The 12,539-nt window shown below is 67.7% G+C and carries 15 protein-coding genes and 1 pseudogene; 4 read left to right on the top strand and 12 right to left on the bottom strand.

Features of this window, described 5'->3' with window-relative positions; translation table 11 throughout:
- Positions 1-121 precede the first annotated feature (121 nt).
- From AB0I19_RS06165 to rlmN, 4 genes and pseudogenes are all read right to left on the bottom strand, one after another.
- Positions 122-940, bottom strand: a pseudogene (locus tag AB0I19_RS06165) (serine/threonine-protein kinase); the annotation flags it as partial.
- Between the two features lie 77 nt (positions 941-1,017).
- Positions 1,018-2,607, bottom strand: a complete 1,590-nt coding sequence (locus tag AB0I19_RS06160; RefSeq protein ID WP_357145217.1) for a serine/threonine-protein kinase — start codon at positions 2,605-2,607, stop codon at positions 1,018-1,020.
- Positions 2,608-2,680: 73 nt separating this feature from the next.
- Positions 2,681-3,103, bottom strand: a complete 423-nt coding sequence (locus tag AB0I19_RS06155; protein WP_357145214.1) for an uL11 family ribosomal protein — start codon at positions 3,101-3,103, stop codon at positions 2,681-2,683.
- A gap of 72 nt (positions 3,104-3,175) precedes the next feature.
- A complete protein-coding gene (gene rlmN, locus AB0I19_RS06150; protein WP_067636521.1) occupies positions 3,176-4,285 on the bottom strand; it encodes a 23S rRNA (adenine(2503)-C(2))-methyltransferase RlmN in 1,110 nt (369 codons plus the stop codon).
- Between the two features lie 101 nt (positions 4,286-4,386).
- Here rlmN and AB0I19_RS06145 point away from each other — a divergent pair, with 101 nt between their 5' ends.
- Complete coding sequence (locus tag AB0I19_RS06145) at positions 4,387-4,755, top strand: lipopolysaccharide assembly protein LapA domain-containing protein (protein ID WP_067636523.1); 369 nt, start codon at positions 4,387-4,389, stop codon at positions 4,753-4,755.
- Positions 4,756-4,760: 5 nt separating this feature from the next.
- Here the strand turns inward: AB0I19_RS06145 and AB0I19_RS06140 are convergent, their stop codons facing one another.
- The 5 genes from AB0I19_RS06140 to rpsB form a co-directional block, all read right to left on the bottom strand.
- Complete coding sequence (locus tag AB0I19_RS06140; protein WP_133733906.1) at positions 4,761-5,606, bottom strand: phosphatidate cytidylyltransferase; 846 nt, start codon at positions 5,604-5,606, stop codon at positions 4,761-4,763.
- 176 nt (positions 5,607-5,782) lie between these two features.
- Positions 5,783-6,340, bottom strand: coding sequence for a ribosome recycling factor (gene frr, locus AB0I19_RS06135; RefSeq protein WP_181696824.1), 558 nt, complete (start codon positions 6,338-6,340; stop codon positions 5,783-5,785).
- Positions 6,341-6,389: 49 nt separating this feature from the next.
- A complete protein-coding gene (gene pyrH / locus AB0I19_RS06130) occupies positions 6,390-7,118 on the bottom strand; it encodes a UMP kinase (protein WP_357145211.1) in 729 nt (242 codons plus the stop codon).
- A gap of 219 nt (positions 7,119-7,337) precedes the next feature.
- Positions 7,338-8,162 carry a translation elongation factor Ts gene (gene tsf / locus AB0I19_RS06125; RefSeq protein WP_067496261.1) on the bottom strand — a complete coding sequence of 275 codons (825 nt, stop codon included), beginning with the start codon at positions 8,160-8,162 and terminating at the stop codon, positions 7,338-7,340.
- A gap of 108 nt (positions 8,163-8,270) precedes the next feature.
- On the bottom strand, positions 8,271-9,152 hold the full coding sequence (rpsB, locus tag AB0I19_RS06120) for a 30S ribosomal protein S2 (RefSeq protein ID WP_067496258.1): 882 nt from the start codon (positions 9,150-9,152) through the stop codon (positions 8,271-8,273).
- Between the two features lie 839 nt (positions 9,153-9,991).
- Between rpsB and AB0I19_RS06115 the strand changes: the two genes are divergently transcribed.
- The 3 genes from AB0I19_RS06115 (at position 9,992) to AB0I19_RS06105 (ending at position 11,352) form a co-directional block, all read left to right on the top strand.
- The gene (locus AB0I19_RS06115) at positions 9,992-10,231 is read left to right on the top strand and encodes a hypothetical protein (protein WP_067636527.1); all 240 of its coding nucleotides are present in this window, start codon (positions 9,992-9,994) and stop codon (positions 10,229-10,231) included.
- 83 nt (positions 10,232-10,314) lie between these two features.
- Positions 10,315-10,779, top strand: coding sequence for a M23 family metallopeptidase (locus AB0I19_RS06110; RefSeq protein ID WP_357146648.1), 465 nt, complete (start codon positions 10,315-10,317; stop codon positions 10,777-10,779).
- 51 nt (positions 10,780-10,830) lie between these two features.
- Entirely contained in the window at positions 10,831-11,352 is a 522-nt protein-coding gene (locus AB0I19_RS06105; RefSeq protein ID WP_357145206.1) for a DUF1990 domain-containing protein, read from the top strand.
- 17 nt (positions 11,353-11,369) lie between these two features.
- Here AB0I19_RS06105 and AB0I19_RS06100 read toward each other — a convergent pair whose 3' ends face one another.
- From AB0I19_RS06100 to AB0I19_RS06090, 3 genes are all read right to left on the bottom strand, one after another.
- Entirely contained in the window at positions 11,370-11,738 is a 369-nt protein-coding gene (locus tag AB0I19_RS06100) for a hypothetical protein (RefSeq protein ID WP_357145204.1), read from the bottom strand.
- Positions 11,739-11,815: 77 nt separating this feature from the next.
- Positions 11,816-12,127, bottom strand: coding sequence for a DUF202 domain-containing protein (locus AB0I19_RS06095; RefSeq protein WP_357145202.1), 312 nt, complete (start codon positions 12,125-12,127; stop codon positions 11,816-11,818).
- On the bottom strand, positions 12,124-12,489 hold the full coding sequence (locus tag AB0I19_RS06090; RefSeq protein ID WP_357145199.1) for a DUF202 domain-containing protein: 366 nt from the start codon (positions 12,487-12,489) through the stop codon (positions 12,124-12,126). The genes AB0I19_RS06095 and AB0I19_RS06090 overlap by 4 nt, the downstream gene beginning before the upstream one ends.
- Positions 12,490-12,539 lie beyond the last annotated feature (50 nt).

Here is a 12,539-nt window from a genome sequence, read left to right as displayed (position 1 = left end):
CGACCGGGATCGCGGCACCGGAGGTGTTCACCGGCCGCATCGGCTGCATCCCCAGGAACGGCTGAGCGTGTGCCCCGGACGGCGGTCGTGCGATCGGGCGGGCACCGGTGGTCCCCGTGCGCATGGCCCGCTGGGCGGCCTCGACGAACTCCTCGCAGGAGGTGAACCGGTCGGCTGGTCGCTTGGCCAGCGCCCGCGCCATCACGGCGTCCAGATTCGGCGGCAGCCCGGCCCGGCGCGGGCTCACCGGCGGTGGCGGCGACTGCAGGTGCCCGGTGATGACGGCGGCCGGGCTCGGCGCCTCGAACGGTGCGGTGCCGGTGAGCAGGGTGTAGAGCGTGCAGGCCAGCGAGTACTGGTCGGCGCGATGGTCGAGCGGGACACCGGTGAGCTGCTCGGGTGCGGCGTAGGCGAGGGTCGCGGTGAACGAGCCGGTCTCGGTGAGGTGACCGGAGTCGTCGCGCAGGCGCGCGATGCCGAAGTCGGTGAGATACACCCGCTCCTGGCTGTTGGACCTGGCCAGCAGGATATTGGCCGGTTTCACGTCGCGGTGCAGCACGCCCGCGCGGTGCGCGAAGTCCAGGGCGGCGGCGGTCTCCCGGATGATCTGCAACGCCCGATCCGGTGGCAGCGTCGCCGGATCGAGCATGGACGCGTCGATGCCGTCGACGTATTGCATGCTGATCCACAGCTGGTCGTTCTCCACACCGCGGTCGAACACCGTCACGATATTGGGGTGGTCGAGCTGGGCGACCAGATCGGCTTCCCGCTCGAACCTGGCCCGGATCTCGGCGTCGGAGAACAGCTCCTGATTCAGCAGTTTCAGCGCGGTCCACCTCGGCAGCCGAGGATGCCTGGCCAGGTACACCGAACCCATCCCGCCGCGACCCAGCTGCCGGTCGATCGTGTATCCGGCGAATACCGTCCCGTCAGAAACCACTCTGACCCCCGAATCTCGCTCGTCGTCCGACGCGCTGGACCCTACCAAAACGGTGTTCGTGCCGTCGCGGGCATCCGCTAGCTCATCGGGAAGGTGGTCAGTTCTTTCAGCAGTTCGGGCAGGTCCTCGGCCAGCACGTCCGAATCCCGGGAGAACAGGAATACCCAGCGTTCTCGGCCGGGGTCACTGAATGTGGAGACGACCACGGTCATGTTGTAGCTGTCTCTGCCGTACTGGTCCTTGAAGAAGAGCGCCCGGTGATCGTCGGTGCGTGTGCCGGACGATCCGCTGCCCACATCTTTGGTCTCGCGCTCGAATCGGGCGACCGCCGTCTTCGCCGACTCCTCGGAGGGGAATGCGTAGAAGGCGAATCTGGTCGCGTTGATGTCGGCGGGTTTGCAGGACCATTTGGCATGCGCCTCTTGAAATGTCAGTTCCCACTGGAGTTCGCCGCGTGTGGTCGTATTGACATAGGCCTCACAGGAGCGGCCACCAGCACCGACTCCGGTGAGGTAGGGGTTCGACAGCGATGTTCCATCGGCTTCACCGGGCGGCAGCATCTGCGGGAACGCCGCAGACATCGCGGCGATGTCGCGATGGGCACGGGAACGATTGAGAATCTGCGACACCCAGGTGCTGTCGTCCTGCCACACCCAGTACGACGCACCTGCGATCGTGGCGAACACCGTCAGCAGAATCAGCGGAACGACGCCACGCCCGCGCCGGGCCGGAACGGGGCGAGCGGAATGAACCGGCGCCGGTCGCGGGGGCAGCGGCGCGGGCATCGACGGGCGTGAATACTGCTGGTGCACAGGGGATGCGAATACCGTCGGCTGCCCGCCCGTCCCGGTGAGAGCACGGCGGGCGGCGGCTGCGAATTCCGCACACGAATCGAAGCGGTCTGCCGGGCGCTTGGCCAGCGCCCGCGCCAGGACCGCGTCCAACGCGGCGGGGAGGTCAGGGCGGTACCTGCGTACCGAGGGCGGTGGGGATTGCAGATGACCTTGAATGACCAGCACCGGATTCGCCGCCTCGTACGGAGCCTGTCCTGTGAGCAACGAGTACAGCGTGCAGGCGAGGGAGTACTGGTCGGCGCGATGGTCGAGCGGCGCGCCGGTGAGCTGTTCGGGAGACGCGAAAGCCAAGGTGGCGGTGAAGGTTCCGGTCTGGGTGAGGTGATGGACGTCGTCGCGGGGACGGGCGATACCGAAATCGGTGAGCAGCACGCGCTCCGGGCCGTTCGCGGCGGCCAGCAGGATATTGGCCGGTTTCACGTCGCGATGCAGCACGCCGTTGCCGTGCGCGTGGTCGAGTGCGGCGGCGGTGCCCTCGATGATGTGCAGGGCTCGGCCGGAGGGAACAGGATGCTCGATGGCGGCGGCATCGACACCGTCGACGAATTGCATGCTGATCCACAACCGCCCGTCGTCGACGCCCCGGTCGTACACGGTAACGATATTCGGATGTTCGAGCTGCGCGGCCAGATCGGCCTCCCGCTCGAACCTGGCCCGGATCTCGTTGTCCGAGAACAATTCCGGATTCAGCAATTTGAGCGCGGTCTGGCGCGGCAGCCGAGGATGCCTGGCCAGGTACACCGAACCCATCCCGCCACGACCGAGCTGTCGTTCGATCGCGTACCCGGCGAAAACGTCCCCCGTCGCAAGCATGATCCCCCGTTGTCGAACCGATCGATTACCGGTCCAACTTAGTGCAGGCCACACCACACCATCAGGGTCCGGGTCACTCTTCGACCCGCACCCCCATCGACCGAGCCGTACCCGCCACGATGCGCATCGCCGCCTCGACATCGGTGGTGTTGAGGTCCGGCAGCTTGCGAATCGCGATGCGGCGCAGCTGATCGCGACTGAGCGCCCCGACCGCCTTGTGCCCCGGTTGCGGCGAACCCGCCCGCCGGAGCGCGGCCCGGATGAGAGAGGCGGTCGGCGGCGTCTTGAGCCGCATGGTCCACCGTTTGCGGGCATCGATGGTGATGACGGCAGGGATGATCTCCCCGCCCCGATCCGCCGTCGCCGCATCGTATTTCCGTTTGACCTCGAACGGTGGGATACCGGTCGGCCCGAGCATCTTCCCGAGCGTCATCAGCGAGGCATTACCCGCCTCGAGCTCGACAGTGACTGTGACAGAGGCTGTTTCGCGCGCCATAGTCAACGATCTCGGACCGGCGCATCATTGCGGTCCCGCGACGATAACGCCTGGGCCGCAACAGTTTCAGGATCAGCCTTCGGCGGCGAGCTGACCGCAGGCGGCGGCGATCTCCTGGCCGCGGGTGTCGCGCACCGTGCAGGACACGCCCTGGGCGATCACGCGGCGCACGAACTCCTTCTCGACCGGCTTCGGGCTGGCGTCCCACTCGCTGCCCGGGGTCGGGTTGAGCGGGATGAGGTTCACGTGGACCAGGGGGCCGAGGGCCTTGTGCAGTTTCTTGCCGAGCATGTCGGCGCGCCACGGCTGGTCGTTCACGTCGCGGATCAGGGCGTATTCGATGGAGACACGGCGGCCCGACTTGTCGGCGTAGTAGCGGGCGGCGTCGAGGACCTCGGAGATGGGCCAGCGGTTGTTCACCGGGACCAGGGTGTCGCGCAGTTCGTCGTCGGGGGTGTGCAGCGAGACGGCGAGCCTCACCGACATGTCCTCGTCGGCCAGCTTGCGGATGGCGGGCGCCAGCCCGACGGTCGACACCGTCACCGAACGTTGCGAGATACCGAGGCCGTCGGGTGCGGGCGAGGTGATGCGGCGTACGGCGTTCACCACCCGCTTGTAGTTGGCCAGTGGCTCACCCATACCCATGAACACGATGTTGGACAACCGGCCCGGCCCGCCGTGTACCTCGCCGTCGCGCAGGGCGGCGGCCGCGGCCCGCACCTGGTCGACGATCTCGGCGGTCGACAGATTGCGGGTGAGCCCCGCCTGCCCGGTCGCACAGAACGGGCACGCCATGCCGCAGCCCGCCTGGCTGGAGATGCACAGCGTATTGCGGTCGGGGTAGCGCATGAGCACGCTCTCGAGCAGCGTTCCGTCGTGTGCTCGCCAGAGCGTCTTGCGGGTGTCGCCCTCGTCGCAGGCCAGGTGGCGCACCACGTCGAGCAGCGGCGGGAACAGCGTCTCGCCGACCTTTTCGCGCACGTCGGCGGGCAGATCGGTCATCTGCGCCGGATCGGACTGCAGGCGGCCGTAGTACTGGCGCGCCAGCTGATCGGCGCGGAACTTCGGCAGGCCCAGCTCCTGCACCGCGGCCTTGCGCTCGTCCGCGTCGAGGTCGGCGAGGTGGCGCGGCGGCATACCGCGACGCGGGGCATCGAACACGAGGGGCAGGGAGGTGGCCATAATTCCTCCATTGTCCCAAACGCCGCGACCGGGCCGCCACGCCGGGCGCCGTTATCGAGAAGATGCGTGCAGCGGTGATAGCGGTCGGCCATGATCGAGGTATGTCCACGAACGCAGAATCAGGCACGCCACCGGCGCGCGAGCCTGAGGCCGAGCCCACCGCCGGCCGAGAACCCGAGCACGCGCCTGCGAAGCACGCACCCGTCAAGCGACCGAAGCCGGACGCGCTGGTGCGGTCTCGCACCGGCTACACGTGGATGGCGCTGCTCGCTGCCGCGATCTTCGGGATCATTCTGCTGATCTTCATCCTGCAGAACCTCGACAAGGTGCAGGTGACGCTGCTGTTCTGGAGCTTCTCGCTACCGCTGGGAATCATGGTGCTGCTGTCGGTGATCCTCGGCGCACTGGTGATGGGGCTGGTCGGCGGCATCCGCATCCTGCAGTTGCGCCACGCCGCCCGGCAACCCTGAGAACCTCAGACCAACGCGCTGAGCACCAGCCACGACACGAACGCCGAGGGCAGCATCGAGTCGAGCCGGTCCATGATCCCGCCGTGCCCGGGCAGCAACGTGCCCATGTCCTTGATGCCGAGTTCGCGCTTGATCTGCGATTCGATCAGGTCGCCCAGGGTCGCCACGACCACCAGGCCGACGCCGAGCACCACGCCGATCATCGAGTTGGCCTCGAGCAGCAGGGTGACGGTGAGCAGACCACCGATCACGCTGAACACCAGCGAACCGCAGAACCCTTCCCACGACTTCTTCGGGCTGATCGCGGGCACCATCGGATGCCTGCCGAACAGCACGCCTGCGACGTAACCGCCGACATCGGAGCAGACGACGAGGATCATGAACGTGAGCACCCGCAGGTTGCCGTCGGGTTCGAGCAGCAGCAGCGTCGAGAACGCCGCGAGCAGCGGGATCCAGGACAGCGTGAAGATCGCGATCGCGGTGTCGCGCAGGAAGTTCCGTGGCGCGGTACTCAGGCCGTGATCGAACAGGCGCCAGACCATGCAGGTCAGCGCGGTCGCGGCGAACGCGCCGAGCACCCCGCTCGCACCCCACGGCCAGCCGAGCCAGAACACCGCCTGCCCGCCGACGAGCAACGGGATGCGCGGTACCAGGACGTCGGCCTCGCGCAGCCGCTTGGTGACCTCCCACATCGCCACGCCGACACCGACACCGGCGACACCGATGAACACCTTTGGGACGAACAACAGGATCGCGATCAGCGACAACCCGAGGCCCAAGCCGACCGCCAGCGCCGCGGGCAGGTTGCGGCCCGCCCGCGATGCCGGAGCCTTCGGCTGTTCCTGCGGCACGGCCGCGCCGGGTTCGTCCCCTGCCGCGGCCGCGCCGGTCGGCTCGACCGTGCCCGGCGGCGATTCCGGTTCCGGTGCCGCACCTGTGGCGGCGGCGTCTTCGGCCACGATTGTCCCGTCGCTCAACTCGTCGTTCCGTTCATCCCCCGCACGAGCGGGACTGGCGAGATCTGCGCTCAGACCTCGAGCAGTTCGGCTTCCTTGTGCTTGACCAGCTCGTCGATCTGGCCCACGTACTTGGCGGTGGTCTTGTCGAGCTCCTTCTCGGCGCGCCCGACCTCGTCCTCGCCCGCTTCACCATCTTTCTGGATCCGGCCGAGTTCTTCCATCGCCTTGCGACGGACGTTGCGGATCGAGACCTTGGCGTCCTCGCCCTTGCCCTTGGCCATCTTGACCATCTCGCGGCGCCGCTCCTCGGTGAGCTGCGGGATCGTGATGCGCAGGATGTCACCGTTGTTGGTGGGGTTCACGCCGAGATCGGAGTTGCGGATGGCGTTCTCGATCGGACCGAGCTGGCTCTGCTCGTAGGGCTTGATCACCACCATGCGCGGCTCCGGCACGGAGATGCTGGACATCTGGGTGATCGGCGTCGGCGTGCCGTAGTAGTCGACCAGGACCCGGGTGAACATGCCCGGGTTGGCGCGCCCGGTGCGGATGCTGCCCAGATCGTCCTTCGCTACCGAGACGGCCTTCTCCATTTTCTCCTCGGCATCGAAGAGCGCTTCATCAATCACGACCGGTTCCTCCACAGCGTCGTCATCGTCATCGTCCGCGAGTGCGGGGTCAGGACCGAACCAAGGTGCCGATGTGTTCACCGGCCACCGCACGGGCAATATTGCCCTTGGTCAACAAATTGAACACCAGAATCGGCATCTGGTTGTCCATGCACAAACTGAAGGCGGTCGCATCGGCCACCTTCAGGTCCTTCTCGATCACTTCCTTGTGCGTGATCTCGGTGAACATCTGGGCGTTGTCGTCCACGCGCGGGTCGGCGTCGAACACGCCGTCGACGGCCTTGGCCATCAGCACCACGTCGGCGCCGATCTCGAGCGCACGCTGGGCCGCGGTCGTGTCGGTGGAGAAGTAGGGCATGCCCATGCCCGCACCGAAGATCACCACGCGACCCTTCTCCAGGTGCCGCTTGGCGCGCAGCGGGAGGTACGGCTCGGCGACCTGGCCCATCGTGATGGCGGTCTGCACGCGCGTATCCACCCCCTGCTGCTGCAGGAAGTCTTGTAGCGCAAGGCTGTTCATCACGGTGCCGAGCATGCCCATGTAGTCGGAGCGGGCGCGTTCCATCCCGCGCTCCTCGAGCTCGGCGCCGCGGAAGAAGTTGCCGCCACCGATCACCACGGCCACCTGGACGCCGGTCTCGACGATCTCGGCGATCTGTTCGGCCACGGTCTGCACGACATCGGGATCGAGCCCGACACCACCGCCACCGAACATCTCCCCACCCAGCTTCAGCAGCACCCGGCGATATCCAGGGCGGTCGTTACCCGGGTCGGTCATGGGTGTTCGTCTCCTTCGGCGAGGTGAGATCGGTTCGAACTGCGGGCGCGCGGAGCAGGCCGCACAGCAAGGCAGAGCGGCATCCATCCTGCCTTATCCGGTTACCGCCACCACACAAGACCCCCTCGCGCGCGGGCCGCGTCGGGTCGGTCCGCGCGTCGGCGGCGCACGGCAAAACGCCCCCGATGCTGAGCGCATCGGGGGCGTCGGTTGGCCTGATCAGGCCTGGCCGACCTCGAAGCGCGCGAAACGCTTCACGGTCACGCCTGCGTCCTCCAGAAGGGCCTTGACGGTCTTCTTGGAGTCGGTGACGGCGGCCTGCTCGAGCAGGACGACATCCTTGAAGAAGCCGTTGACGCGGCCTTCCACGATCTTCGGCAGTGCGGCGTCGGGCTTGCCCTCTTCGCGCGCGGTCTGCTCGGCGATGCGGCGCTCGTTCTCGACGGTCTCGGCGGGCACCTCGTCGCGGGTCAGGTACTTGGCCTTGAGCGCGGCGACCTGCATGCCCGCGGCGCGAGCGGCCTCGGCGGCGGCGTCGCCTTCACCCTCGTACTCGACCAGCACGCCGACGGCGGGCGGCAGGTCCGATGCACGCTTGTGCAGGTAGGTGGCGACCGGGCCGTCGAAGGACACGACGCGACGCAGTTCCAGCTTCTCGCCGATCTTGGCGGCCAGCGCCTGCACTGCCTCGTCGACGGTGCTGTTGTCCAGCTTCAGCGCCTTGAGGGCGTCCAGATCGGCCGGCTTGGCAGCGGCGGCCGCGGTGACGATCGCGTCGGCCAGCTCCTGGAACTCGGCGTTCTTGGCGACGAAGTCGGTCTCGGAGTTGATCTCGATCATGACGCCGTCCTTGGCGATGACCAGACCCTCGGCGGTGGCGCGCTCGGCACGCTTGCCGACATCCTTGGCGCCCTTGATACGCAGAACCTCGACGGCCTTGTCGAAGTCGCCGTCGGACTCGGCCAGCGCGTTCTTGCAGTCCATCATGCCGGAGCCGGTGAGCTCCCGGAGCCGCTTCACATCAGCAGCGGTGTAGTTCGCCATCGGGGGCGAGCCTCCTCGTGTGTGGGGTGCTTGGGTGTTAACACCACCTTGCCGACCGCTTCTGAACTCAGAAGGGCCGGCAAGGTGAACGTAGAGCTACCGATCAGCTCAGAAGTCGGCCGGGGTGTGCTGGGCCGGGTCGGCCTTCACCTCGGCAGCGGCTTCGGCCGGGGTCTCGGCGGCCGGGGCCTCGGCGGCGGGGGCTTCAGCGGCCGGGGTCGCCTGAGCCAGCAGCTCCTGCTCCCACTCGGCGAGGGGCTCACCGGCGCCGGCTTCGGGCTTCGAATCGCCGGAAGCGCGGCCCGCGCGGGCCTGCACGCCCTCGGCCACCGCGGAGGCGACGACCTTGGTGAGCAGAGCGGCGGAACGGATCGCGTCGTCGTTACCCGGGATCGGGTAGTCGACCAGGTCGGGATCGCAGTTGGTGTCCAGGATCGCGATGACCGGGATGTTCAGCTTGCGAGCCTCACCGACGGCGATGTGCTCCTTGTTGGTGTCGACGACCCAGATGGCCGAGGGCACCTTGGCCATGTCGCGGATACCACCGAGGGTGCGATCCAGCTTGGTCATCTCACGCGTGAGCATGAGGATTTCCTTCTTGGTGCGACCCTCGAAGCCACCGGTCTGCTCCATGGCCTCGAGCTCCTTCAGGCGCTGCAGGCGCTTGTGGACGGTCGAGAAGTTGGTGAGCATGCCACCCAGCCAGCGCTGGTTGACGTAGGGCATACCGACGCGAGTCGCCTCGGCCGCGATCGACTCCTGGGCCTGCTTCTTGGTGCCGACGAAGAGAACGGTGCCACCGTGGGCGACGGTCTCCTTGACGAACTCGTAGGCCTTGTCGATGTAGGTCAGCGTCTGCTGCAGGTCGATGATGTAGATGCCGTTGCGGTCGGTGAAGATGAACCGCTTCATCTTCGGGTTCCACCGACGAGTCTGGTGCCCGAAGTGCGCGCCGCTGTCGAGCAGCTGCTTCATAGTTACGACAGCCATAGCTCCCGTACCCTCTTTCGTTGCCGGTTGACGCAATCGATCGGCGATCGACTGCCCTGGCGCCACCGAAACCACCGGACCCGATCGACGTGATCGGGACCAGCCGGCGATTTCACTGTTCATCCGCTGGAGAACTCGCGCTGACATGCCCTCGCGGACCGTCTGCGTTGCGAGCGACGACCGGATGGACGAGCACGGGTGGCGCGCGAAGTCGGTCCGTGCCAAGCACACGTGTTGCTGCTGAGCACAAACCGCTCGTTCAGTCTACGCGGCGACGGGCCAGGGCCGAAATCGGCCCTGCTCGCCGACCGGGCATTTCCGTGGTGAAGTGCGCGATATCCACATGTGCCGAAGTTGTCCACAATCGGGAAATCGTTGTCCCGCTCCGGGATCGCGGGGTCGACAGTTGTGCCATGAACACATTGACGCGTGTCCTGATCACCACCTTTCCCCTCCTCTGCGCGGTGGGTGTAGCGGCGCCGGCGGCCGGTCATACAGCCCCGGTGTGCGCGGCCCTCGCGCAGCCACCAGGTGACGGGGAGGTCGTTTCCCCACCCTCTCGGGCGGCGGCACCGGGCTCGGTGCCTGCCGCACCGCCACCGCCTAGTGAGAGAGCGGCGCCTGGGCCCGTCGTTGTGATCGTGGTGCCGGGACCGATCACGCCACCGCCTACCGGGGTCGACGCTGCCGGCAGGCCGTGCACGACCGCGGGCACTGAGGGAGGCATTGATGCCGGGGTTCCGGCGGGGTGTGGCGGTGACCGAGGTCCGGTCGACGGCGGCGAGCGGGTGCGGCGACCCGGTTCCTGTGGCAAGGCACCGATTCTGCGCCCCGGGGAGATGCCGAAGGGGTCGCTGGTTCCGGCGCCGGTTCCGGTGCGGGTGACCGTGCACGATCTCGGATCGGCGGCGCCTGCCCAGCAGCGGGCCCGGCCGGAGAAGGATCGGGGTTCCGCGCCCGAGCTCGAGATTCGGGTGCGCGGCGGGAGCGGTTCGGCGGCCGACCTGCCTGCCGCGTTGCGCGAGCTCGTGCGCGTGCTGGTGCCTCAGCGCGTGCCCGCGCCACGTCCCCATCGCTGAGGCGCTCGACGATGGCGAGCCGGGTTCGTCCGTACGCCTGGATTTCGGGTGCTGTCCTCGTGCTGACGGTGGTCGCGGGTGGGATGGCGCCGGTCGGGGCGGTGGAAACCGGACCGTTCGGCTGGCCGCTGCGTCCACGACCGACGGTGGAACGGCGGTTCGACAAACCGGAGCGCAATTGGTTGCCGGGTCATCGCGGGGTCGACCTGGCAGGCGCCGAAGGTCAATCGGTTTTGGCGGCGGGCGACGGAATCGTCGTCTTCGCGGGCACGGTCGCCGGGAAACCTGTGGTGTCGATCGACCACGAGGGCGGCCTACGCACCACCTACGAACCCGTGCAGGCGCAGGTCAAAGTGGGAGCCCGGATAAGTCGCGGCACCCCGATCGGCGCCCTTGTCGCCGGACACGAGGGCTGCCCGGTACGGGCCTGCCTGCACTGGGGTGTCCGCCGCGAATCCAGCATCCACAGCCGACGCGAATACATCGACCCCTTGGGTCTGCTGCACGAAGTCCCGGTGCGCCTCAAACCTTTGAACCCGGCACTGTGACCTCGACGACCCGGCACGGAGCCGCAGGGAATACCGGCCACAATCGATACTGTGCCCGCAGAATCAACGCCCTTCACCTATCCCGACGTCGGCGCGACCCGCGCGACCACACTGCCTGCCGGTTACCACCGGTTCCGGCTCCGGCGACCGATAGGGCGGGGTCGCGAGCTGTTCGATCGGGCCGGGACTCACATCCTCGCCTTCGGGATGCAGAAGGGAGTCGGCATCTTTCGGCGCGCCGATTCCGAAACAGCCAGGGAGGGGACCGAATTGACGGTTCGTCTCGGCGCCGGGCCGCTCGGCATCAATGCGCCGTGCCGGGTGGTCTATGTGCTCGACGAACCGAACCGCCGCGGGTTCGCCTACGGCACGTTGCCCGGGCATCCCGAACGGGGCGAGGAGTTGTTCGCGGTCGAATACGACCCAGCCGACGACACGGTGTACGGGCTGGTCACCGCGTTTTCGACACCCGCCGCGTGGTACACCCGCCTGGGCGGGCCGATCGCGCGCCTGCTGCAACACTGGTTCGCCCACCGCTACCTCCGGACATTGCCGAGCAATACCGGAAGCTGACCCACGCGGGCCGGTCGTCAGAGGAAGGCGCTCAGAACGTCGGCTTCCGCGGTCACCTGGTCGCGCTGGTCCACCGCACCGAGGCGGTCGTATTCCCCTGCGGTGATGCGTCTTTCGTTGATCTCGTGGCGGACGATCTCGACGATGTCGTCCTCGGTGAGTTCCCGGCGGCGGGCTTCGGCGGCGCCGAGGCCGACGGCACTGTCTTCCAGCGCACCGGCTTTCGCGTCGCCGACGTCGACCGCCTCGGCATTGTCGATCGCGGCCAGGGCTGATCGCAGCGCCGAGACCGCGCTGCGATCCCTGGCTTTCATCGCGGGCTTCAGTGCGGTGCGCAGGCGATCCCGCAACGCGGTGAGGGGCTGGTCCGGTGATCCTGCGGTCATGGGAGTCGACTCTAATTGCCTGCTCGGCACCCGTCGATCGAGTTCCTGCGGCCGACGCGGCGGTTGTTCGATCGGCGTCATGATGCGAATCGGCTGCCGAGCAAGACCTCGGCTACGGCGATGAGGACGACCAGCGTGACCACGAGGGTGGTGATCGACACCAGCCGATGTCCGCCCGCCGAGCGGCCCCGGCCGAGCGACCGACCGCGATACCAGCCCATACCGGCGAGCAGCACGGCCGCGGTGGCGGCAGCGCAGGGAAAAACGATCCACATGCCGTCCTGAGTGGTCGCCTCGTGCGCGAAGAGCAGCCCACAGACAGCAGCGCCCAGGGCGGTGCGCCGCCACGCGAGCGCGGTGCGTTCCATGGCAAGGGTCGGCGCGGTCACGACAGCACGACCGCCACACAGACGAGTACGGCGATCACCGCGACGCCGACCGACAACACCGGCACCAGCACCGTGCCCGGCAACGGCCCACCGGCCCGCATCGCGCGATTCACCTGACGCCAGTGCCGATACGCGCCCACCGCGACGGCCAGTGACATCACCAGACAGGCCAGCGTGATCACACCGGCGAATCCCGCCAATCGCGGTGGCTGAACAAGGGTGTGCACCGCGACGCCGCCGGCGAGCAGGCCGAGTGCGGTCCTGATCCACGCCAGAAATGTCCGCTCGTTGGCGAGCGTGAACCGATAGTCGACCTCACCCTCCCCGTCCTCGGATTCGGCCCCGACCTCGGGCAACGTCATCCCATCACCTCCGTCACCCATCATGCGCCCCCCACTGCCCATCCCCGATC

The sequence above is a fragment of the Nocardia sp. NPDC050413 genome, from assembly GCF_040655475.1.
GTDB lineage: Bacteria > Actinomycetota > Actinomycetes > Mycobacteriales > Mycobacteriaceae > Nocardia > Nocardia coubleae.
This window is presented reverse-complemented; position numbering and strand designations above follow the sequence as displayed.